Consider the following 21,595-nt stretch of genomic DNA (forward strand, 5'->3'; position numbering starts at 1 on the left):
CACGCCCGAGGATCCCGTCGGCCCAGGTCGATCCCAACGAAGGGTTCCGGTGATGGCGCATCTTGAGGATGTCGTTCCGGTCGTCGTGAACCTGACACGGGCGCAGACGGCAGTGCTCGCGCGAGCCGCTGTGGTGGTCACTTCGGCTCTGGACTGCAGGGAAGCGAACGCCGCGGAGCAAGGACTTCTCTCGTTCCGTCAGGCGGTTGCGCTCGCCTTCGTCAACGACAGGACGTCGAACCCAACCGAGCAGCCGCGGCAGGTTGGGCACTCCCGCCTCCGAGCCAGTTAGCAGCCGAAGGGCGTGCAGCCATGGGCAACCTGGTCTTGTTTTCCGAACTGCGCCGACGACTCGTGGAGCACCTGGACCTCGTGTCACGGATCGCCGCCGAGGGCGACGGTGCGTCCGCGTTGTCGATGGCGAGGCAGGAAGTCCCGCGGCTGGTGGCCGCGCTGCGTGTGTTCGTCGACCAACACCAGCCTGACGAGAACGGCTGTTGCAGGAAGTGCCGGAGCGGGCCGGTCTGGCGAAGGGTGTCGGCGCCCTGCCGCATGTTGCTCGACGTCCATCTTGCCGCCCAGGCGGCGACTGCAACGACGCGCGAACGCGCATGCTGGCAGCCGAAGAGGCATCGGGCATGAGCGTCGGATACGGACTCACGGATCAAGAACAGGCTTGATGGCACATGGCGCTACAACTGGTCGACGGGAGAGCAAGCCTGGAGGTCCGCGCGTTGAGCCGGACTGTGCTGGGCTGGCGGACGAAGCGCGGTTGGTCTCTCACGGAGTTGGGCGATCGGGTCGGGTTCTCGACCGCGAAGCTGTCGCACCTCTGCAGGGCTGCTCAGCGCATTTCTCCGAGTGAGGTCGTGACGATCGGCGCCGTGTGCGGTGCGTCAGACGACGAGATCGAACTCTGTGTCCGTGTCGCGCAGCGGGCCTTGGATCCTCAGATGTGGGATCGGATCAACGGCGATGCGTGGGCACGGCTGACGTGGACGCCGTGGGACGTCATCGCCGAAGCCAGCGAACTGACGATCGTGGCGACCGACGCGCTACCTGAGCTTGTGCGCATCAGCGCGTACCACGATGCCCTTGTCGAGTCCGGCGCAGCGGTGAGCAATCTCGATCTCGATCTGCAACAAGACGCCCTGCGACGCTTGGGATTGGAAGCGAAGGAAGCTGCCCAACCAGGAAGCCCGCGGCTGTTGAGCGTCCGGCTGATCGTGACGGAGTCGGTGCTCAACAGCGGTGCCGGCGGTTCACGAGTGATGGCGGACCAGCTGGAGCACCTGGACGAGCTGAGCGAGCTGCCTGGGTTCGAGCTCCGAATCGTTGACGGTGACGCAGGGCCTTACCTCGGCATGGGTACGCCGTTCACAGTGATGCGGTTCGCCGAGAAGCGCTTTGACGATGTCGTCCTTCTTCGAACTCTGCACGGCGGCGATACCTGGCTTGAGTCCGCCGCGGACCGCGCGCCCTACGAACGCGCCCTAGTTGCACTCGGCGATGTCGTCCGGACCGAGGAGCTGTCCTCGCTCTGGTTGAACGAGACATCGCTACGACTTCGAGATCCGTCGCGAGTTCCAGCACGGCACTTGCAGCTGGTTACCGATCAGGCGAGGAGCTAGGCATGCCGAAGAGGTTCTCCACAGCGCGTGGTCGCGAATTGGGCGGCGGCATACGGGCAGCCATCGCGGGTGCTGGCCTGACCTCGCGTGCAGCCGCCGAGATCATGGACTGGGACGAGGCCAAGGTCTCGGACGTGGTGAACGGCAAGGGTGGCGCCACCCTGATCGAGATCGCTGCACTGCTGGGTGCTTGTCGCGTCAACTCCGACGAACTCGCTCACCTGTTGGCGCTGTACCCCGAGTCGGGAGTCTTGGGCTGGTGGCAGCAGCACGGCGTGTGTTCACCTATCCGGCTTCGCACGGCGGTTGAACACCTCAAGGTGGCGAAGTCGCTGACTTGCTGGCACACGCACATGGTGCCGTTGTTTCTGCAGACGACCGACTACATGCGCGAGGCGCTTCTCGCTTCCGTTACGTCACCCGCAGACGAGCTGGAGGACCGGATGCAGGCCCGGCTCGCGATGCAGAAGCTAATTCGGAACGGCACGAAGTGCAGCTTCTTCATCCACGAGCTGGCTCTGCAGCTCAGGATCGGCGGTGTCGAGGTACAGCTCGGACAGCTGTTGCACCTCATGTTCATGGCGAACCACCCGAACATTCGGATCCGGATCCTGCCGGTCGCGTGTGGCGCGCACGCGGGGCTGGCCGGGCCGTTCACGCTGTTGACCTTCGCGAAGTACGAACCCCTGGTATGGGTTGAGACCGAGAACTCCAGCCTCTTCTCTGAGGCGAAAGACTCCGTCGAAGGCTACGAGACTGTCGTACGTGCACTTGAGCAGGAGAGCCTGGACGAGGCAGGGTCCAAGGATTTGCTTCTCCGTCTGTGCGACGACTTGCGCACGACCGACTGATGTCGAACCGATAACTATCGAAGTTCCTCTGTCCAATCAGGCCTCGAAATCCGGAGTTAAGGGGTGCACGAGCGACTACGGCTCGGCAGCTCCGGAGGGAGGCAGCCATGGACAGCAGTGCGGATGGGTCAGCGCATGGACCTGCGCATGGGGAAGCGGATGCAAGGCGTTCTGAATCCGCTACCCCATCCGCCAATGCTCGAACCCCTCGATCCGCAGGTCAACGGTGGTACCGCGGAGGCTCGGCCGAAAGCCGACTGAGGGGTGACATCAACGGAACTCCCCACATTCGTGGGCGCGGCGGCGGCCGGGCCGGGAGCCCGATGCGTCCCTGTGGTTCCGGCTGGTCGAGCGGGGATCGGCGGATCCTCGCTCTGCTTCACGAGCACAAAGTCCTCACCACCAACCAGATCGCGGCGATCGAGTTCTCGTCGGTGCGGCGCGCACAGGACCGCCTACGGCAGCTGCGCGAGCTCGGCGTGGTGTTCGCGTTCCGCGACTCGTACAGCACTGGCGGCACAAGTCAGACGCGATACGCGCTCGGCTACCGCGGCGCACGACTGATCGCGGCGCAGCGGGCAGCGAAGCCGCCTTCGCCTGGTGCGTACGCGGAACGCTTGGAGCGATTGGGCTTGTGGCCGAAGCTGTCGCACCAGCTCGGCGTCAACGACTTCTTCTGTGGCCTGGCCGCACATGCACGCACGCGACCAGATGCCCGACTCACACAGTGGTGGCCGGAGAAGGTCTGCACGGAATTCTTCTGGAACAAGACCACCAAGCTCCGGCCCGATGCGTACGGCTGCTGGGAAGACCAAGGGCGGCGGGTGCGGTTCTTCCTGGAACACGACACGGGCACCGAACCGCTGTCCAAGGTCGTGGCCAAGCTCAGCGACTACACCGGGTTTCGCACCGACGCGTTCGGCGTTCTGCTGTTCTCCGTCCACTCCTCGCAACGCGAACTGAATCTCCGCTCAGCGCTGCGACAGCACCTCGGCTACGAGAACCCTCGCTTCCTCATCGCAACGTCGTCTCGTAATCACGACCATCCCGACGGTGCAGCCGGGCCGATCTGGGCTACTTGGTCATCACGTGACCAGGTGCAAGAACGGCAGCGGCTGAGTGAGCTACCGCAACGCGGCCCGAACATCGCGCTGCACATGCCACTCAACGGCATTCCGTTCAGTGAGGCGGCATGGGATCCCGAGGATCACGCCATGACTCGCCAGGCCATGGGAGATGAGTGGCGATGGGAATGAACAGCGTTCCTCCGCCTCGAAAACCACCCATTGGTGACACAGAATTCTTGCGCGACAACGGTTCCCGCCTGAACGAGCGGCAGTACAATCAGATACGAAACCGCACGAAGAACTGGGCCTTCTCCGGTCACGTGCACTACGTCAGCGGTGCCGAAGGCGATCGTCTGCGCGGCGAACTGGCCGCCGTGATCAGAGACCTCCTCGACTGGGCTGCCACACAGCGCGCCGAACAGGCCGACGATCAGGAGGCTGCCTGATGAATCAACCGCGGCTGCACGCCGTGCCGTCGGGGCCATCCGGCCTGTCGGATTACGCGGTCTCGCCGCTCGGCATGCCGGTTGCGTTGCTGCGCAACGAAGTTCGAGTGGCGTTCCTGGGGCGGACATCCACCGACGATCAGCAGGATCCACGACAATCCATGCTGCGGCAGCTGGGGAACTGCAAGGCCGCCATCCCCGAGTCGTGGGTGATCGTCGCGCACTTCTACGACGTCGAGTCTGGCCGCATGGAGCTGGACCAGCGCGGGCGCGGCGAGAACTACGAGCGCTACGACATCCCGATCGCTCGTGACGGCGGCGTCGCCGACCTGCTCGACGAGGCCACGCACAAGGGCCGCAGGTTCGATGTCGTGATCTGCGAGAGCGTCTCGCGCGTGGCTCGCCGGACGTTCGAGGGACTGTCGATCGAGCGAGAGCTGGAACGCGCCGAAGTGCCGCTGTTCGCCTCCAACGAGCCGATCACGCTGACCGGCAGCAGGGCACAGCGAATCCTGCAGCGGCGGATCAACCAGTCGGTGGCCGAGTACGAGGTCCTCAACACCTTGGAGCAGTCGTGGGGCGGGTTGTGCACCCACGTGCGCGAAGGCTGAAACATCGGCAAGCCGCCGTACGGCTACAAGGCCAAGACCTACCGCCACCCCAATCCCACCAAAGCCGCCAAGGGCCAGACCAAGACGCGACTGGAGCCTGACGGCGAGAAGGCCGAGACGGTCACCCAGATCGCAACGTGGCGCTATCACGAGGGCCTGGGCTACGGCACGATCGCCGACCGGCTCAACGCGGACCCAGCCAAGTACCCGCCGCCAGAGCCACCGAGCCCGGCGAGAGCGAGGGGTGCTTGGAGCAAGTCCAGCGTCGGCGACCTCCTGAGGAACCCGAAGTACACCGGCTTCCAGGTGTTCAACCGTCGCGCGACGCGCTCGAAGCGAGGCAAGGTCAACTCGCCCGTGCTGTGGGTGTGGTCGAACGAGCCGGTCCACGAGCCGCTGATTCCGAAGTGGATGTTCGACGAGTTGGCCGCGACGAGACAGGCCAAGCGGGGCTCGCGAGACAACGACGAGAAGAACGTCCATCCGATCGCCACACGCACGTACCTGCTCCGCGGCATGGTGTTCGACGCGTGCGGCCGGCGGATGTACGGAAGCTTCCGCCACGACCGCGTCTACTACATGTGCTCAGCGCGCAGTAACAACCGAGGACGGCCCGACAGGTACTCCGGACATGCCGAGGTGGTCTACGTCCGCGAGGATGCGCTCATGGAGGCCATATCGGCCTTCTTCGCAGATCGCGTGTTCGGTCCCGAGCGCCGTGCGCTCCTCGAAGCCGATCTTGCGACAGTTGACGACCGCGCGACTCAAGAACAACAAGCCGAATTGAAGCGCGTCCAACGCACCCTCGACGACATCGAGCGGCGCCAGGCCACGATCCTCCGCCAAGCCCAGGAGGGCGACGACCCGTTCAGCCGCGGGCTGCGGCAGACCTACAACGAACTGGAGGAGCAGAAGCGGGATCTCGTGACGAAGGCCACACCGGTCGACACGCCGGAGCCAAATAAGCCCACTGCCGAGGACGCCGCGCTCCTGGATGCGCTCCCATGCCTCGTCATGAACCTCAGCGAGGCCCCTGACCTGCTGCTACGACGCCTGTTCAAGATCACCCAGCTGAGCGTCCACCTGAACGACGGCCATGATCAACTTCTGGTTACTCTCCGGCTTCCCTCCGAAGCCCTTTCGGAGGTAGCGGGTACCGCCGAAAGGATCGTCGAAGCGATGCCTAGGTCGAGCGAAACGCCTGTTCAGGCACCAGATCCTTGTGCGGATGCAGATGGTGCCCCCGACGGGATTCGAACCCGTACTGTGATCCTTTTAAGGGACCTGCCTCTACCGATTGGGCTACGGGGGCGTGGGGAGCCTAGGCCTTGATCGTCCGCTTGTGTGAGCGGATGGTGATTTCTCGCCCGCACGGCCCATCAGGTTGGACTAGAGCGAGCATCCGGCTAAGGTTCGAACGGACCCGAACATCAGCGTGCCCTCCCCGCCCCGAGCAGCTCCTTGAACCGCAGTGCCACCCAGTCGTGCACGGCCGCGGAGACCGAGTTGTCCCCTGCCCGGTGCTCGAACCAGCGCCAGTCGCAGTTCACGTTGATCTCCAGGAACACGTGGTCACGGCCGGTCACGAGCAGGTCGAACGCCGCCACCTGCACTCGCCAGTGGCGCGCCAGGGCCAGCAGGCGGTCCGACAGGGAAGAAGGCACCGAGGTCGGCGTCACGCGCACGGCGTCGGGGTCCACCCAGAGTTGGGCCGGGTCGAGTTTGTCCACCTGGAACGCGATGCAGCGCTCCCCCACCACGAACACGCGCAGTTCCGTGTCGGACGGGACGTACTCCTGGACGATCACCGGCGCGGGTTCGGGGGCGTCGGAGGCGCGCGAGGTCTCCAGGGGCCGCGGGAAGAGGCCGTGTTGCACGCCTGGACGTGGTTCCAGCAGGTGGCGGCCAGCGGTTTTGACGATGCAATGGGCTCCGCCGGGGCGCGTACGGCCCGGACGCGTCGTCACGGCCGTGCGGGGGACACGGAGGCCGAACGCCGCTGCGTCGGAAAGCTGCGTCAGGCGGTCCAGATGCGTCGAGAAGCGCGACGGGTTCACATGAGCCCAGTCGGAGCGTGAGGACAGCCAGTTGGCCACTGAGGCCCACTGGTCGACCGCGTAGGCGCCGGCCAGGGTTCCCGGCTCCACCGGCACGGCGGAGAGTTCGAAGTGGCGGCGCCAGACGAGCAGGGGGCGCAGCAGCCAGCGGTCCAGCTCGATCAGGGGCTGGTCGGTGTAGACGGAGAGCGGCAGGTCGACGCAGCGGTCGGCGTCGATGCGGGCCATGCGGATGCCGCGTTCGGCCAGTGCGATGGAGAGCTCGTTCATCTCCATGTCGGCGGCGCGCGCCAGCACCAGCACACAGGGTTGAGGATTGCCGTCGCCCTCGTCGACCATGCCGAGGCGGTGCACCTGTTCCTGGAAGTCCAGGCACTTGGGCGGAGAGCGGAAGAGGTAGTCCTGACCCTGGAGCAGCAGAGGTCTGGCAGCCTCGGACGGGGCACCCGGCACCCGCCCGTCAGCCGACCTGCTCAATCGTCCTTCTTGCTGCGGAAACTCTGCCCCGCCTGCGCGTACTCTGCGGCGTACTGCGCCAACGCGGGGTCCTCGATCTCGCCACGACGAAGCTGTGCGGCCAGCTCCTCGAGAGACATCGGGATCACCTCTCTCCCCACACAGGCGAATCACGCATTCAGGTGATGCACCAGCCGTAGTCTCTGGTTCACGTAACGCAATGTCAAGGCAGCCCTCGAAGCTTTACTCCGATTGGGCGCTCAAGTTCGGCCTATGGACCAGCGAAATGCCCCGAACGTGATAACGCTCGGGGCATCTCGCTAAACACGGAGAGTGAGGGTCAGCTCTGGACCGCGCGGTCGAAGTCCGACTTCGGGTCGTTGATCTGGCCGAGAGCGACGATCTCACGGCCGTAGAACAGCGCCTGCGTCCAGTCCATCAGCACGCGCAGCTTGCGGTTCACGGTCGGCATGAACGCCACGTGGTAGCTGCGGTGCATGAACCACGCCGGCAGGCCCTTGAAGCGCAGGCCGAACACGTCCGCCACGCCCTTGTAGAGGCCGAGGCCCGCGACCGAGCCGAGGTACTTGTGGAAGTAGTCCTTCGGCTTCTGGCCGCGCAGCGACGCGACGATGTTCTTGGAGAGCAGCTTCGACTGACGGATGGCGTGCTGCGCGTTCGGCACGCACGTCGCCGTCGGGTCCTCCTCGATGCGCGAGAGGTCCGGCACCGCGGAGCAGTCACCGGCGGCCCACACGCCGTCGAGGCCCTGGACCTGCATGGCGGCGGTGCACCGGACGCGGCCGCGCTCGTCGAGCGGGAGGTCCGTGTTGCGCAGCACCGGGTTCGCCTTCATGCCGGCGGTCCAGATGATCGTGTCGGAGTCGAACTCGGTGCCGTCGTCGAGGATGACGTGGCCGCCCTCGAGCGACTTCACACGGGTGTCGAGGTAGATCTTGATGCCGCGCTTCTCCAGCGCCTCGACGGTCCACGCGCCGAGCTTGGCGGACACCTCGGGCATGATCCGGCCCATCGCCTCGACGAGGACCCAGTTCATCTCCTCGGGCTTGACACCCTCGTAGTACCGAAGCGCATACCGCGTCATGTCCTCGAGCTCGGCGAGCGTCTCGATGCCCGCGAAGCCGCCACCGATCACGACGAAGCTCAGGAGCTTCTTGCGCAGTTCCGCGTTGTTCGTGCTCGCGGCCTGGTCGAGGCGCGACAGCACGTGGTTGCGGACGTAGATCGCCTCGCCGATCGTCTTCATGCCGATGCCGACCTCGGCCAGGCCGGGGATCGGAAGCGTGCGGGAGATCGCACCCAGCGCGGAGACGAGCACGTCGTACTCGATCTCCTCGACGTGGCCGTCCGACAGCTCGGCGGTCACGATCTTGCGCGCGTGCTCGATCTTGGTGACGCGGCCCGTGACGACGTGGCAGCGCTTGAGCACCTTGCGCAGGGGGGCGACGACGTGGCGCGGCTCGATGGAGCCGGCCGCCGCCTCGGGCAGGAAGGGCTGGTAGGTCATGTGCGGCTGCGGGTCGATGACGGTGACCGACGCCTCACCGGAGCGCAGCTTCTTCTGCAGTCCGAGAGCCGTGTACATCCCGACGTACCCACCGCCGACAATGACGATTCGCGTGGGTTGCGACTTCACAGCAGCCATACACATATGGTCGCACCACGACCCGCTTTTTCGCGCGTCCGGAGGGGCCGTTGTGACTACCGTCGCCGGGTGATGCCGAACACCCTCACGGCTGACCTGCACCTTGAGTGAGATTGACCGGTTCTCGCTGAGAGTGTCGATTCAGATCCTCAGCGCGAAGACCATGATCACGGCCGTCAGAGCGCCCAGTCCGAGCAGCTCGACGAGACCGATATCAGGGCCTGATGGGACGAACGCCGCGAAGCCCGCGACAGCGAATGAGATCGCCTGGACAATGGCGAACCGGCGTGCCGGCGCTTTGAGTGAGGCAGCCTCGATTTTCGTTTTCACCGGAACGACCGCCGCGAGCGCGGACGTGAGGTGAACGAGGTGCAACGCCGGAATCATGATCAGCACGCCCAGCCGCAGCGGGTGCCCGTCGCCGAACGCCATCGCGAACGCCGCGTACCCGATCAGCAACGCCGGACCCGCGCTCCCCGGCATCACCGCGGTGACCGCCGTCAGCGCCGCGACGATCACGAGCGGTCCGATGGAGTCGGCCTCCCGGTGAAGGATCAGCGCCACGGGCAGCGCGGCGAGCACGATCGCCAGTCGCATCAGCACTCGGTCGTCACCGCCACCCCGTGCTCGGCCATGCGCCGCAGCCGCAGCCGGTGCTCCGCGGCGATCAGCTCCGCCGCGACCTCGCCCCACGGCGTCTCCGCGTCGGGCTCGAGCGGCAACGGCAGGGTGTTGATCGCCAGCACGACGTGACCGTGTTTGCGCGTCTGCACGGCCAGCTCCGCGATCTCGTCGTCGAGGAACGGCGACAGCAGCACGACAACGCTTCCGTGCGGGAGCTTCCGCAACGCCACGCGCGACGCCCACCCGGCGGCCTGCACACACACGACCAGCTGCGTGCGGATGCGCATCAGGTGCCGCCGCCCGACACCGGAACGAACGTTGAGCTGCGGCCTGCTCAGGTCCATCAACGCCACCCGGTCGCCCTGCCTGAGGTAGCCCGCGGCCATCGACGCCGCCCTGCGCACCGCGCGGTCCAGGCTGCCGCCCGGCCGCGTCGTGGCGCCGTGGTGGGGCGACGACCACTCCGCCACCTTCGCGCTGAGGTCCGTGCGCGTGTCGAGCGCCAGCACGATCTCCGCGTCGGCCTCGGCGTGCCGCTCGCGGACGTGGACCGTGCCGGTGCGGGTGGTGACGCGCCAGTCGATGCGCTTGAGCCGGTCCCCCGGCTGGAACGCCCGGATGTCGCGCAGCTCGGTGGAGTCGCCGGCGCGCGGCGAGCGGTGGATGCCGACCAGGCCGGCGGGCCGCGGCGGCAACGGGCCTGCCGGGTGGTGCTCGACCGGCGGCAGGATCGTGCGGACGTGCTCGGTGCCGACGATCGGGCCGTAGACGTGCATGCCGTCGGGTCCGGCGAAGAGGTGGTCGAGCCGGACGTCGACGCCCGGTCCCCACGCGTCCCGCCTGATCTCCACGGGCAGGTCGGGCGAGCGCACGGGAACCACCTTCGGGCCGCCCGGCAGCTTGACGACCGCCAGCTCCGCGTCCGCGCCGTCGACGTGCGCGACGGTGTGCACGACGCCGGCACCCTCGCCGCGCGGCACCGGGCGCACGCTGACCGTCGGCGTGCCCTTCGGTTTGTTCGTGATCAGCACGGAGAGAACCAGCGGCACGCCGAACAGCACCAGCTCGACCTGGTGCAGGAACATTCCGGCGGCGACCAGTCCGGCACCGAGCCAGACAGCGCGCGAGTACGCGTCCGTGGGGTGCCAGTGCGCGCCGTGCGACCCGGCGATGGCTTCCCTGATCTTGTCCGCTCTGCTCATGAGCTGGGCGGGCCGGGAACCCTGCCGAGCAGGTCGGTGACGACCTGCACCCCGCTGACTCCGGACGTCCACGTCTCCGGCTTCATCACGAGCCGGTGTGCCAGGACGGCCACCGCGCACTCCTTGACGTCCTCCGGCGTCACGTAACCGCGTCCGTCCAATGTGGCCAGAGCGCGGGCGACGAGCACGAGCGCCTGCGCGCCTCGCGGTGAGGCGCCGACCTCGACCGACGGGTGCCGCCGCGTCGCGACGGCCAGATCGACGCAGTACCGCAGGAGATCGTCGTCCACTGTGGTCTTCTCGAGCTCGGCCTGGAGCTCGGCGAGGCGCCCAGGGGCCAGGACCGGCGGAACCTCGGCTTCTTCCTTCTGCCGCGCGATTCGCCGGCGCAGCACCTCGACTTCCTCCTCCGCGGGCGGGTACCCGATGTCGAGCCGCACGAGGAACCTGTCGAGCTGCGCCTCCGGCAACGGGTAGGTGCCCTCGTACTCGACGGGGTTCGAGGTCGCGAGCACGTGGAACGGCTTCGGCAGCGGGAACGTGCGGCCCTCGACCGTGACCTGCCGCTCCTGCATGGCTTCCAGCAGCGCCGACTGGGTCTTGGGCGGCGTGCGGTTGATCTCGTCGGCGAGCAGCAGCCCGGTGAAGACGGGCCCGTGGTGGAACTCGAACTCGCGGCTGCCGGGGTCGTAGAGGAACGACCCGGTGACGTCCGCGGGCAGCAGGTCCGGCGTGCACTGCAGGCGGCGGAAGTCGAGGCTGAGCGCCTGCGCGAGCGACCGCGCGATCAGCGTCTTGCCGAGCCCCGGCACGTCCTCCAGCAGCACGTGCCCGCCGGCCAGCACGGCCGCGAGCGCGAGCCGCACGGTCCGCGTCCGTCCGACGACGACCTTGCCGACCTCGTCGAGGACGGCTTTGGCCTCCACGGACACGGATTCTGGACTGATGCTCACTCGACCCTCCTGAGCCGTTCTGCGAGTTCCTTCGGGTCCGGCATCTCGGACGCGTCGATCCCCAGTCGTGCGAGCCGGGCCTGGAACCGTTCCTCGTAGCGCCGCGGGTTCCCGGCCGCCTCCGCGAGCCTGCTGGCGAGAGTGCTGGCGTGCGCGGTGCTGATCGAGCCGGGCGCAGGCGGGTCCGCGCTCCACACGATGTCGGTGGCTTTGGGCAGCCTCGTGACGAGCACGCCGAACGCGGTGGGCGGCACGGCCAGCGCCGCGGCCCACGCCGGCGAGGCACCGAGCCACCAGATCGCGACGCCGAGGACCACCCCTACGACGAGCGCCAGCACGGTTCTCATGCGAGCTCCCTGACGATGCGACCCAACTCCCGTTGCGCCTCTTCCGCTTGCTCGGCCGTGACGTCCTCGTGCCCGAAGCGCGCCCGTTGGTAGAGATCTTTCAGCACGGCGGCGTCGACGCCGAGCTTCGCGGTGAACTCCGTGGGCGTCTGGTGCGGTTGACGGGGCTCAGCAGCCTCGAGCGCGAGCCAGGCGGCGATCACGGCGTCGCGCGGCGGCCGGTTCGGGTGCTCGGTGAACTCCTGCAGCGCCTTCTCGACGCGCTGGACGACGGCCACCTGCCCGACCTCGAAGCCCTCGATCTCCACGCCTCTGACACCACGACGCCGGCGCCACCGAGGCAGCTCGAGCGCGAGGAGGATCCCGACCAGTCCGAACAGGACGAGCCCGGCGAGCACCAGCAGGTACAACGTGAACGGCAACGCCACCAGGTCCGGCAGGTCCTGCGGTAGCTCCACGTCCAGCGACGGCTCGCGGTTCTCCGGCGGCGGACGGTCGTCGAGCCGGTTGACGAAGGTGACCGGCGACGTGCCGCTGGCCGCGACGACGACGATCAGCAACGCCGCCACCGCCACTCCTGCCCGCCACCACCTCATGCGGGTCAGCGTGACACGGACCGGCGCGGTTCGGATGATCCTTCGCCGAACTCGGCGCCGTCAGACGGGGAAGGGGTAGAAGCTCCAGAGCGGTCGCCGCGGTTCGACGTCGACGAGGTGAGGTGCCACCTTGCGCAGCGCCGCTGACTGTTCGGTGATGCGCTTGCGGACGACGTGTCCGCTTCCACCGCCGGTGGGCACGTCCCGTTCGGGCCCCAGCCCGAGATCGACGTAGAGGTCGGGGAGGCTGACGCTGGCACTCAGCTCGCGCACCCACACCGTGGTGCTGACGCCTCGCTCTCCTCCGTACCAGCTCCACACGCCGATCTCGACGCTCAGCTTCCCGCGCTCGTACCGCAGACCGCCGTGATCGTGGAAACCCTCGGGCTCGACGGTGTGCGGGCCGGTGAACCCGTACTTCTCGACCAGGAACGCGAACGCTGCCGGACCCTCGGTCCACAGCACGTGCGCCGGACTCCGCTTCCCCATCAGCTCACCGTTCCCCCGTCGCTGTGATGATCTTTTGGCTAACTTGCGGTGGTGGCACTGACTGCGAACCTCGAAGAGCGCGAGACCCGGCACTACACCTGCGACTGCTGCCAAGCGCCCATCGAACGCGTGTGGAACTACGTTTACCGCGATGACGTCCCTCATGCGGTGTACTTCGCCAACTCGTACCACCACCGGGACCAGCCCCACGAGACGTGGATCGACGTCATCCTGGGCACCTGGAGCGGGGGCGTGGTCGACGACCACGTGACGTTCGGCTGCCGCGTCGGGCCCGTCGTCGGCAGCCCCGCGCCCGCGGCGACGCTGGTGCAGGCGTGCCTGGACGGATCGAGTGGGCCTGTGCACGGCGCGGTGCTGTCCCGCGAGGTTGGCCTGGCCCATCCGCGGCTGCCGGAGTTCTGGGAGGTCGTCGACTTCGTGCTGGACAACGACCCAACCGTGCACCGGCACCTCTACGCGTCGTGACAGCCGACGTCATCAGCTCGTCAAGCGAACGAACTCCTGCAAGAGGTCGTCAACCACCACCATCGACAACTTGATCTCGTTGGGATCGCTGAAGCCCCGTGGCGAAGTCCGCGGCGCCTGCATGCAGGTACCCAGCCTGTGCGCCAACGAGAACGAGCGCGTCTCGGTGCGGCCCCAGTCCGTCCAGAGCGTCGAGGAGGACCGCCCGCGCCCTGACGTACTCCTAGGAGATCAACTTTCCCAACCTGACTCTCTCGATTCGAGCACTGTCATCAGCTGCTCGGCTTCCTCGGTCGACCTCCCCGGTCCGGTCAGGAGATCCGCGACGACCTGTGCCGGCGACGCGTACTCGATGCCACCGACGAGTCGGGCCTCCGCGTGGACGACATCGTCGTGCGGCCGCATGACCAGAACATTGGTTCCGCGGTCGGCAGTCTTCAGTCCGAGCTGCTTCATCAGCCCGATCGGGTCCTCGGCGTACAAGCTCAGGGAGACGAGAGCGCAACGACCTCGTTCGAAGCCATGACCTTGTAGTCCTGCACCCAGCGTCTCAGCAACAGCCGCTTGCGGACGGCGGTGACAGCTCCGTCATCGCTTCTCGTGATCGCCGCTTCCCGATCCAGCAGTTCGAGGGCCCTCGCGCTTGTCGCCACTCCGACTTGTGCGCGCTCAGCGAGCTCACGAACCCCCACCGGCAACGAGGTCTCGGCGAGTTCCAGCACGACCTTGGCGGCAGCGGAGCCGCGGAGAGACTTGAGCAGGCGGTCCGCGGGGTCCCGGAACGCGCTGCGCTCCGCACCCGTGCGATCGAGGAACACCGCGGGCTCGTCCAGCTTGAGACGCAGGTTTCCGGTCAGGTCGAACCAACCCATGCCGTGCTGTTCCAGCTGTGCACGGGTCGTCGGAGACACGAACGGAGCAACCAGCACCATGCCCCCGACAGGCGCATCACCACCTGAGATCTCGGCCGCATACGCCACGAGCTGCTGGGCAGCTCGCGCGACATCCCTCGGAACAATCACGCCTTTGCATTCGAGCAGGACGGTCGTGACCGTGCCATCCGGCGCACCGATGACGACCTGGGCATCGTGCTCGACCACCCGGTGACCGCCGGAAACGCGCGGCCGCAGGTCGAGACGAACAGACCACGTGACCGGCAGCAGAGACCTGAGCAGCTGCTCGAACGAGCCCAGCAGCTCGACCGTTCCACCTTTTCCGGCGTTCCGCGACAGGAACATGTAACTTCACGGAACAGCTCCAAGCGGACTGCCGACGTCACACAGTCGGTGGGTTCACCGCTCGCCTGAGCACGTCCTGCAGCATCTCCTGCGTCAGCCGTCCGGTGTACGTGTTGTGCGGCGACACGTGGTAGCACCCGATCACCCGCAGCCCACCCGCCTCGACCTCCACCCCGTGCCCGAACTTCGGAGGCCGCGACACCCCCAGCAACGGCAGGAACGCCTTCCACCCGAACCCGCCCAGCACCACCGCGGACCGCAGGTTCGGCATCAACGCGATCTCCTCGCGCAGGAAGTGCGAGCACCGGTCCCGCTCCTCGGTGGTCGGCTTGTTCTCCGGCGGCGCGCACCGCACGGGCGAGGCCATCCGAACGCCGTACAGCTCCATCCCGTCGTCCCGCGCCCACGCGGACGGCTGGGAGGCGAGGCCCACCTCGTACAGCGCCCGAAACAGAAAATCACCGGAAGCGTCGCCGGTGAACATCCGCCCGGTCCGGTTGCCGCCGTGCGCGGCCGGGGCGAGGCCGACGAGGAGCAGGGAGGCGTCCACGGGACCGAAGCCCGGCACGGGTTTGCCCCAGTACTCCTGGTCGCGGAACGCGGCTCGTTTCACCGCGGCGACCGACTCGCGCCACGCGACCAGGCGCGGGCACGCTCGACAGGCCGTTATTCGATCGTCGAGTTCCGTAGTGTTGCTCCCATGTCCGAGGAGAAGACCGAAGAAAAGCCCGCGTCTCCGTCCGATGATCTGGTCACCACCCAGCACAGCATCACCGTCAAGGGCCGCGAGCTGAACTACACCGCGACCGCCGGGCGTGTCGTGCTCAGGGAAGAAGTGCTCAAGGACGGCGTGTTCGAGGGCCACAAGCCCAAGGCCGAGGTGTTCCTGACCGCGTACACGCTCGACGGCGCCGACCCGCTGAAGAGGCCCGTGACGTTCGCCTTCAACGGTGGACCGGGGTCCGCGAGCGTCTGGCTGCACATGGGGCTCCTCGGGCCACGCCGGGTGCTGAGCGGTGACGTCGGCAACCTGACTGCTCCGCCGTACGGGATCGCGGACAACGAGGAGTCGTTGCTCGCCGAGAGCGACCTCGTGTTCATCGACCCGGTGTCGACCGGGTACTCACGGGCCGCGCAGGGCGAGAAGCCCGGCAGCTACCACGGCTACCAGCCGGATGTCGACTCCATCGCCGAGATCATCCGGCTCTGGACCTCGCGCAACGGCCGGTGGATGTCGCCGAAGTTCATCTGCGGCGAGTCGTACGGCACGCTGCGGGCCGCGGGCCTGGCCGAGCAGCTGCAGAAGAAGTACGGCATGTACCTCAACGGACTCATGCTGATCTCCTCGGTGCTGGACTTCGCGACGCTCGAGTTCAACGAGGGCCACGACCTCGGCTACACGCTCTTCCTCCCGACGTACGCGGCCATCGCGCACTACCACGGCCTGCACGGCGACCGGCCGCTCAAGGAGGTGCTCGCGGAGGCCGAGGAGTTCGCGAGCCGCGACTACCCGTACGCCCTCGCGCGCGGCAACCGGCTCTCCGACGTCGAACGCGCCGCGACCATCGAGAAGCTCGCCAGGCTCACGGGTCTGTCCGAGGAGTACGTGGACGCGGTCGACCTGCGCATCGAGCACATCCGGTTCTTCACCGAACTGCTGCGCCGCGACCGCAAGACCGTCGGCCGCATCGACGCCCGCTTCACCGGCTGGGACACGGACTACGGCCGTGAGGGCATCTCCGCGGACCCGTCCATCGACGCGATCGTCGGCCCCTACTCCTCGACGCTCAACCACTACCTGCACGCCGAGCTCGGCTACTCCAACGACCTGCCGTACGAGATCCTCTCGCGGGCCATCGAACAGTGGTCGTACAAGGAGTTCGAGGGCCGCCACGTCACGACGGCGGGCAAGCTCTCGGCGGCGATGCGCGCGAACCCGCACCTCAAGGTCCACGTCGCGTTCGGCTGGTACGACGGCGCCACGCCGTACTTCGCGGCCGAGCACCTCCTCGCGCACCTGCAGATCCCGAAGGAACTCACGGCGAACATCGAGTCGGCCTACTACCCGGCCGGCCACATGATGTACGTGCACGAGCCGTCGCGCGTGCAGCAGTCCGAGGACCTCGCGGCCTTCGTGCGGAACTCGTCCAACACATGATCCTGGACCTGACCGACGACACCGTCCTGCACGAGCTGTGGACGGTGCAGCGGCTGGCTTATGCCGTCGAGGCCGAGCTGATCGGCTTCGACGGCATTCCGCCGTTGCACGAGTCGCTCGAAGAACTGCGGTCGTCCGGCGAGACGTTTCTCGGGCTGTACGACGAGGAAGGTCTCGTGGGGGCGGTGTCGTACCAGCTCGACGGGTCCACTGTGGACATCTGCCGGTTGGTCGTGCACCCGCGGGCCCATCGTCGCGGCATCGCTTCCAAGCTCCTCGACTCGCTGCCGGCCGGGCCGCAGATCGTCAGCACCGGCACGAAGAACGAACCCGCGCTGCGGCTGTACCGGAAGCGCGGGTTCGTCGAGACCGGCGAGTTCGAGGTGGCGCCGGGCGTCACGATCACGAGCCTCAGCAGGCCGTAGCGCTCCGGGCCACCCGATCAGGTGAAGCTGGTCCCGATCTGCGCCTGGCAGCGTCTTGTAGATGTCCGGGAATCATGGTCATCTTCGCCCCCGCAAACAGGAAACGCGGGAAGGGGCGGCTGGGGGATCGCGGGACGGACGGTGTGGCGACTGAGAGGAGATCGGCTGGGCGGCAGGGCGACCGAAACGAGGCCGGCTGGGCGACGGAGCGAGACGAGGTTGGCTGGATGGTGCCGATGGTGGTGGACCGAGCCGCACACAGTCAGGAACACGGTTCGTCGACGACGGTCAGGAACACAGGCCTTCGACGAGTTGAGGGGCCGCACCCGCAGGCACGACCCCTCAACCCCGTAGAACCGGTCAGACGACCGCGCGCTCCTCAGCGAAGTGGCACGCGGCGGGGTGGCCGTCGTTGCGCACGACCAGCTCCGGCACCTCGGTGGCGCAGATGTCCTGCGCCTTCCAGCACCGGGTGCGGAACCGGCAGCCCGACGGCGGGTCGATCGGTGACGGCACGTCGCCGGTCAGGCGGATGACGTCGCGCTGGCCGCGCTGGGTCGGGTCCGGCACCGGCACGGCGGAGAGCAGTGCCTGGGTGTACGGGTGCATCGGGCGCTCGTAGATCTCGTCCTCGGTGCCGATCTCCACGATCTTGCCGAGGTACATCACCGCGACCCGGTTGGACAGGTGGCGCACCACCGACAGGTCGTGGGCGATGAACAGGTAGGAGAGGCCCATCTCCTTCTGCAGCTCGCCCAGCAGGTTCATCACCTGCGCCTGGATCGAGACGTCCAGAGCGGACACCGGCTCGTCGCACACGATCACCTTGGGCTTCAACGCCAACGCACGCGCGATGCCGATGCGCTGGCGCTGGCCGCCGGAGAACTGGTGCGGGTACCGGTTGATGTGCTCCGGGTTCAGGCCGACGATCTCCAGCAGTTCCTGGACCTTCTGCTGGCGCGAGCCCTTCGGCGCCACCTCGGTGTGGATCTCGTAGGGCTCGCCGACGATGTCGCCGACCGTCATGCGCGGGTTCAGCGACGTGTACGGGTCCTGCAGCACGATCTGGATGTCGCGGCGCAGCTTGCGCAGCTCCGCGCCCTTCATGGCGAAGATGTCGCGGCCCTCGAACCTGGCCACGCCCGCGGTCGGCGGTTCCAGGCGCATCAGCACCTGGGCCAGGGTGGATTTGCCGCAGCCCGACTCGCCCACGACGCCGAGGGTCTCGCCCTTGTTCAGCGAGAACGAGACGCCGTCGACGGCCTTGACGTGGCCCACGGTGCGCTTGAACAGCACGCCGACGCGGACCGGGAAGTGCTTGACGAGGTTCTCCACCTCGAGGATCGGCTCAGCCACGAGCGACGACCTCCTCCGCGATGTGGCACCGGCTGGTGCGGCCCATGCCGAGGTTGTGCACGGCGGGGACCTCGGTGACGCACCGGTCGAACGCGCGCGGGCAGCGCGGGTTGAACGGGCAGCCGGGCGGGATGTTGGTCAGCGACGGCGGCAGACCCTTGATCGTCTTGAGCTCCTGGCCCTTGAGGTCCAGGCGCGGCAACGACTCGAGCAGCGACTCCGTGTACGGGTGGCCCGGCGCGCGGAACAGCTCGTAGACGTCGGCGTGCTCGACGATGCGGCCCGCGTACATGACCGAGATCCGGTCCGCGACGTCGGCGACCACGCCGAGGTCGTGGGTGATCAGGATCATGCCCATGTCGCGTTCCTTCTGGATCTCCGCCAGCAGGTCCATGATCTGGGCCTGCACGGTGACGTCCAGCGCGGTGGTGGGCTCGTCCGCGATCAGCAGCTCCGGGTCGAGAGCCAGCGACATCGCGATCATCGCGCGCTGCCGCATGCCGCCGGAGAACTGGTGCGGGTAGTCCGAGACCCGGCCCTTGGCGTTCGGGATCTTGACCTGGTCGAGCAGCTCGACCGCGCGCCTGCGAGCGTCCGCTTTGGACATCCCGCGGCGGACGCGCAGCTGCTCCTCGATCTGGAACCCGACCGTGAACACGGGGTTCAGGGCGGACAGGGCGTCCTGAAAGATCATGGCGATGCCCTCGCCACGGACCTCGCGACGCTCGTCGGCCGACTTGGTCAGCAGGTCCTCACCGCGGAACTTGATCGTGCCGTTGGTGATGAACGCCGGCGGCATGTCCAGGATGCCCATGATCGTCTGTGCGGTCACGGACTTGCCGGAGCCGGATTCGCCCAGCACCGCAAGGGTTTCGCCCGCCGAGACGTGGTACGAAACGCCGTTGAGCACCTTCGCGACACCGTCGCGGGTGCGGAATTCCACGTGGAGATCCTCGACCTCCAGCAATGGCTGAGTCACGGGATCTTCCTATCGGGACTTGGGGTCGAGGGCGTCGCGCACGGCGTCGCCGAGCATGACGAAGGCGAGCACGGTGACCGTGACGAAGCCCGCCGGGAACAGCAGCATGTGCGGTGCCGACTGGAAGTAGTCGCGGGACTCCGAGATCATCACGCCCCACGACACGACCGGCGGACGCAGGCCGATGCCGAGGAACGCGAGCGTCGCCTCGGCGCCGATGAAGGCACCCAGGGCGATCGTCGCGTACACGAGCACGGGCGCCACGGTGTTGGGCAGCAGGTGCCGGAACACGATCCGCAGCGGCGAGGCACCGAGGCCACGTGCGGCACGCACGTAGTCCTGCTGCTTCGCCACCAGGGTCGCCGACCGCATGATGCGCATGGCCACCGGCCACGACAGCACGGCGATCGAGAGCACCACCTGCGTGATGATCCGGACGACGCCGGGGTTCTCCGTCGGCGCGTTGAGCGTCGTCAGGATGACGATCGCACCCAGCACGAACGGCACACCGGCGAAGATGTCGCTGAACCGCGAGAGCAGGCTGTCGATCCACGTCTTCGCGTAGCCCGCGACGATGCCGATGATCGAGCCGATCAGCACGGTCAGGATCGTCGAGAACAACCCGACCAGCAGCGACGCGCGAGCACCGTGCATGGCGCGGGCGTAGACGTCGTAGCCCTGCAGGTCGTAGCCGAACCACGCGTCACCCGAGGGCGGCGCGAGCGACTTGTCGAGGTTGGCGTGGCGCGGGTCGACGGAGGTGAACAGCGTCGGCCAGATCGCCATCAGCACGATGATCGCGATGATCACCAGCGAGATGATGAACGTGGGCTTGGTGCGCAGCTCGCCCCACGCGTCGCTCCACAGGGAGCGGGGCTTGCGCTGCTTCTGCGACGAGTCGTCGACGTGGCTGAGCTGGTCGACGCCGGCCGCCGCGGACGCCTCGAGTCCGGTTCCACCGGACACGGATCCTGGGTCACTCATAGCGAATCCTCGGGTCGAGAACGGCGTACAGGAGGTCGACGATCAGGCTCATCAGCAGGTACACGAGCACCAGCAGGGTCACGATGCCCGTGACCATGACGCCTTCCTTCTCCTGGATGCCGCGGAAGATCAGGCCACCGATGCCGTTGATGTTGAACACGCCCTCGGTGACGATCGCGCCACCCATGAGGCTACCCAGGTCGGTGCCGAGGAACGTGATGACCGGGATCAGCGAGTTGCGCAGCAGGTGGATGCCGACGACACGGGTGCCGGGCTGGCCCTTGGCGATCGCGGTGCGCACGTAGTCCGCGCGACGGTTCTCCACGATGCTCGTGCGGGTCAGGCGGGCGACGTAGGCCATGGAAAGGCTGCCGAGCACGAAGCCCGGGAGGATCAGCTCACCGATCGTCGGGTCCGAGCTGACCGAGGTGTCGATCCAGTCGAAGCCCTGCGGGCCGAGGTAGAGCCGCAGCACGAAACCGGTGACGAACACCGGCAGCGAGATCAGGAACAGGGTCGAGACCAGGACCAGGTTGTCCAGGAAGCCCTGCTTGCGCAGACCCGTCAGCACGCCGGCGGTGATGCCGATGAGCGCCTCGATGATCAGCGCGATGATGCCCATCTTCAGCGTGATGGGCCACGACGTGGCGATCTGCTCGCCGACGGAGACTCCGTTGAACGTGGTGCCGAAGTCGCCGACCAGCAGGTTGCCGAGGTACTTGAAGTACTGGATCAGCAGCGGGTCGTTGAGGTTGAGCTTCTCGCTCACCTCGGCCACGTAAGTCGGGTCGCACGGCCGCTGGCCGCACTTGCCGGCGAACGGGTCCTGCGGAATCGCCCAGACCAGGGCGTAGATCAGAAAAGTGGTCCCCAGGAAGACCGGTATCAGCTGCAGCAGTCGGCGCAGCACATAGCGACCCATGAGGTCGGCTCCTTGCGTGGTGGGGGGCGCCCGATCCCGAACACCGCTCCG

The 21,595-nt window shown here is 67.3% G+C and carries 26 protein-coding genes, 1 tRNA gene and 1 pseudogene; 10 read left to right on the forward strand and 18 right to left on the reverse strand.

Annotated elements, in window-relative coordinates; translation table 11 throughout:
* Positions 1-312: 312 nt before the first annotated feature.
* The 7 genes and pseudogenes from ACFOWZ_RS42335 to ACFOWZ_RS42365 all read left to right on the forward strand — a co-directional run.
* Positions 313-642: a hypothetical protein gene (locus ACFOWZ_RS42335; RefSeq protein ID WP_382379630.1), complete on the forward strand. Its 330-nt coding sequence runs from the start codon at positions 313-315 to the stop codon at positions 640-642.
* A gap of 44 nt (positions 643-686) precedes the next feature.
* A complete protein-coding gene (locus ACFOWZ_RS42340; protein ID WP_382379631.1) occupies positions 687-1,631 on the forward strand; it encodes a Scr1 family TA system antitoxin-like transcriptional regulator in 945 nt (314 codons plus the stop codon).
* Between the two features lie 2 nt (positions 1,632-1,633).
* Entirely contained in the window at positions 1,634-2,482 is an 849-nt protein-coding gene (locus ACFOWZ_RS42345) for a Scr1 family TA system antitoxin-like transcriptional regulator (RefSeq protein WP_382379632.1), read from the forward strand.
* 323 nt (positions 2,483-2,805) lie between these two features.
* Positions 2,806-3,738 carry a replication-relaxation family protein gene (locus ACFOWZ_RS42350; RefSeq protein WP_382379633.1) on the forward strand — a complete coding sequence of 311 codons (933 nt, stop codon included), beginning with the start codon at positions 2,806-2,808 and terminating at the stop codon, positions 3,736-3,738.
* Positions 3,739-3,785: 47 nt separating this feature from the next.
* On the forward strand, positions 3,786-3,995 hold the full coding sequence (locus ACFOWZ_RS42355) for a hypothetical protein (protein WP_382379634.1): 210 nt from the start codon (positions 3,786-3,788) through the stop codon (positions 3,993-3,995).
* Positions 3,995-4,606 (forward strand): recombinase family protein, encoded by a 612-nt coding sequence (locus ACFOWZ_RS42360; protein ID WP_382379635.1) that lies wholly within the window; start codon positions 3,995-3,997, stop codon positions 4,604-4,606. The genes ACFOWZ_RS42355 and ACFOWZ_RS42360 overlap by 1 nt, the downstream gene beginning before the upstream one ends.
* Positions 4,607-4,762: 156 nt before the next feature.
* Positions 4,763-5,230, forward strand: a pseudogene (locus ACFOWZ_RS42365) (recombinase family protein); the annotation flags it as partial.
* Here ACFOWZ_RS42365 and ACFOWZ_RS42370 read toward each other — a convergent pair.
* The 11 genes from ACFOWZ_RS42370 to ACFOWZ_RS42420 form a co-directional block, all read right to left on the reverse strand.
* Positions 5,192-5,452 carry a hypothetical protein gene (locus ACFOWZ_RS42370; RefSeq protein ID WP_382379636.1) on the reverse strand — a complete coding sequence of 87 codons (261 nt, stop codon included), beginning with the start codon at positions 5,450-5,452 and terminating at the stop codon, positions 5,192-5,194. The pseudogene ACFOWZ_RS42365 and the gene ACFOWZ_RS42370 sit on opposite strands and share 39 nt — an antisense overlap.
* Before the next feature lie 389 nt (positions 5,453-5,841).
* Positions 5,842-5,918, reverse strand: a tRNA-Leu gene (locus ACFOWZ_RS42375).
* A gap of 118 nt (positions 5,919-6,036) precedes the next feature.
* A complete protein-coding gene (locus tag ACFOWZ_RS42380) occupies positions 6,037-7,140 on the reverse strand; it encodes an ATP-grasp domain-containing protein (protein ID WP_081902110.1) in 1,104 nt (367 codons plus the stop codon).
* Positions 7,137-7,259, reverse strand: a complete 123-nt coding sequence (locus ACFOWZ_RS42385; RefSeq protein WP_269083663.1) for a hypothetical protein — start codon at positions 7,257-7,259, stop codon at positions 7,137-7,139. The genes ACFOWZ_RS42380 and ACFOWZ_RS42385 overlap by 4 nt, the downstream gene beginning before the upstream one ends.
* A gap of 200 nt (positions 7,260-7,459) precedes the next feature.
* Positions 7,460-8,785, reverse strand: coding sequence for an NAD(P)/FAD-dependent oxidoreductase (locus ACFOWZ_RS42390; protein ID WP_382379637.1), 1,326 nt, complete (start codon positions 8,783-8,785; stop codon positions 7,460-7,462).
* Between the two features lie 141 nt (positions 8,786-8,926).
* Positions 8,927-9,382 carry a hypothetical protein gene (locus ACFOWZ_RS42395; RefSeq protein ID WP_382379638.1) on the reverse strand — a complete coding sequence of 152 codons (456 nt, stop codon included), beginning with the start codon at positions 9,380-9,382 and terminating at the stop codon, positions 8,927-8,929.
* Complete coding sequence (locus ACFOWZ_RS42400) at positions 9,382-10,611, reverse strand: DUF58 domain-containing protein (protein ID WP_382379639.1); 1,230 nt, start codon at positions 10,609-10,611, stop codon at positions 9,382-9,384. Before ACFOWZ_RS42400 ends, ACFOWZ_RS42395 begins: the two co-directional genes overlap by 1 nt.
* Positions 10,608-11,558: an AAA family ATPase gene (locus ACFOWZ_RS42405; protein ID WP_449280292.1), complete on the reverse strand. Its 951-nt coding sequence runs from the start codon at positions 11,556-11,558 to the stop codon at positions 10,608-10,610. The genes ACFOWZ_RS42400 and ACFOWZ_RS42405 overlap by 4 nt, the downstream gene beginning before the upstream one ends.
* 2 nt (positions 11,559-11,560) lie before the next feature.
* Entirely contained in the window at positions 11,561-11,911 is a 351-nt protein-coding gene (locus ACFOWZ_RS42410; protein WP_382379641.1) for a hypothetical protein, read from the reverse strand.
* The gene (locus ACFOWZ_RS42415) at positions 11,908-12,507 is read right to left on the reverse strand and encodes a DUF4129 domain-containing protein (RefSeq protein WP_382379642.1); all 600 of its coding nucleotides are present in this window, start codon (positions 12,505-12,507) and stop codon (positions 11,908-11,910) included. Before ACFOWZ_RS42415 ends, ACFOWZ_RS42410 begins: the two co-directional genes overlap by 4 nt.
* A gap of 60 nt (positions 12,508-12,567) precedes the next feature.
* Positions 12,568-12,996, reverse strand: coding sequence for a hypothetical protein (locus tag ACFOWZ_RS42420; RefSeq protein WP_382379643.1), 429 nt, complete (start codon positions 12,994-12,996; stop codon positions 12,568-12,570).
* A 51-nt stretch (positions 12,997-13,047) separates the two neighbouring features.
* On the opposite strand from ACFOWZ_RS42420, the gene ACFOWZ_RS42425 reads away from it, so the two are divergent.
* The gene (locus ACFOWZ_RS42425) at positions 13,048-13,482 is read left to right on the forward strand and encodes a hypothetical protein (protein WP_382379644.1); all 435 of its coding nucleotides are present in this window, start codon (positions 13,048-13,050) and stop codon (positions 13,480-13,482) included.
* 231 nt (positions 13,483-13,713) lie between these two features.
* On the opposite strand, the gene ACFOWZ_RS42430 is transcribed toward ACFOWZ_RS42425, so the two are convergent.
* From ACFOWZ_RS42430 to ACFOWZ_RS42440, 3 genes are read right to left on the reverse strand one after another with little or no spacing between them, the layout of a single operon-like run.
* On the reverse strand, positions 13,714-13,938 hold the full coding sequence (locus tag ACFOWZ_RS42430) for a hypothetical protein (protein ID WP_382379645.1): 225 nt from the start codon (positions 13,936-13,938) through the stop codon (positions 13,714-13,716).
* 29 nt (positions 13,939-13,967) lie between these two features.
* Positions 13,968-14,720: a hypothetical protein gene (locus ACFOWZ_RS42435; RefSeq protein ID WP_382379646.1), complete on the reverse strand. Its 753-nt coding sequence runs from the start codon at positions 14,718-14,720 to the stop codon at positions 13,968-13,970.
* Positions 14,721-14,757: 37 nt separating this feature from the next.
* On the reverse strand, positions 14,758-15,390 hold the full coding sequence (locus tag ACFOWZ_RS42440) for a uracil-DNA glycosylase (RefSeq protein ID WP_382379771.1): 633 nt from the start codon (positions 15,388-15,390) through the stop codon (positions 14,758-14,760).
* Positions 15,391-15,420: 30 nt separating this feature from the next.
* Between ACFOWZ_RS42440 and ACFOWZ_RS42445 the strand changes: the two genes are divergently transcribed.
* Together ACFOWZ_RS42445 and ACFOWZ_RS42450 are read left to right on the forward strand one after the other, a co-directional pair.
* Entirely contained in the window at positions 15,421-16,878 is a 1,458-nt protein-coding gene (locus tag ACFOWZ_RS42445) for a S10 family peptidase (protein WP_382379647.1), read from the forward strand.
* A complete protein-coding gene (locus tag ACFOWZ_RS42450) occupies positions 16,875-17,303 on the forward strand; it encodes a GNAT family N-acetyltransferase (RefSeq protein ID WP_382379648.1) in 429 nt (142 codons plus the stop codon). Before ACFOWZ_RS42445 ends, ACFOWZ_RS42450 begins: the two co-directional genes overlap by 4 nt.
* A 360-nt stretch (positions 17,304-17,663) precedes the next feature.
* Here ACFOWZ_RS42450 and ACFOWZ_RS42455 read toward each other — a convergent pair whose 3' ends face one another.
* From ACFOWZ_RS42455 to ACFOWZ_RS42470, 4 genes are read right to left on the reverse strand one after another with little or no spacing between them, the layout of a single operon-like run.
* Positions 17,664-18,659 carry an ABC transporter ATP-binding protein gene (locus ACFOWZ_RS42455; protein WP_382379649.1) on the reverse strand — a complete coding sequence of 332 codons (996 nt, stop codon included), beginning with the start codon at positions 18,657-18,659 and terminating at the stop codon, positions 17,664-17,666.
* A complete protein-coding gene (locus tag ACFOWZ_RS42460; RefSeq protein ID WP_382379650.1) occupies positions 18,652-19,638 on the reverse strand; it encodes an ABC transporter ATP-binding protein in 987 nt (328 codons plus the stop codon). Before ACFOWZ_RS42460 ends, ACFOWZ_RS42455 begins: the two co-directional genes overlap by 8 nt.
* 9 nt (positions 19,639-19,647) lie before the next feature.
* Entirely contained in the window at positions 19,648-20,622 is a 975-nt protein-coding gene (locus ACFOWZ_RS42465; protein WP_382379651.1) for an ABC transporter permease, read from the reverse strand.
* A complete protein-coding gene (locus ACFOWZ_RS42470) occupies positions 20,615-21,544 on the reverse strand; it encodes an ABC transporter permease (protein WP_382379652.1) in 930 nt (309 codons plus the stop codon). The genes ACFOWZ_RS42465 and ACFOWZ_RS42470 overlap by 8 nt, the downstream gene beginning before the upstream one ends.
* Between the last annotated feature and the right edge of the window lie 51 nt (positions 21,545-21,595).

The sequence above is a fragment of the Lentzea rhizosphaerae genome (genome assembly GCF_042649515.1).
Lineage (GTDB): Bacteria > Actinomycetota > Actinomycetes > Mycobacteriales > Pseudonocardiaceae > Lentzea > Lentzea aerocolonigenes.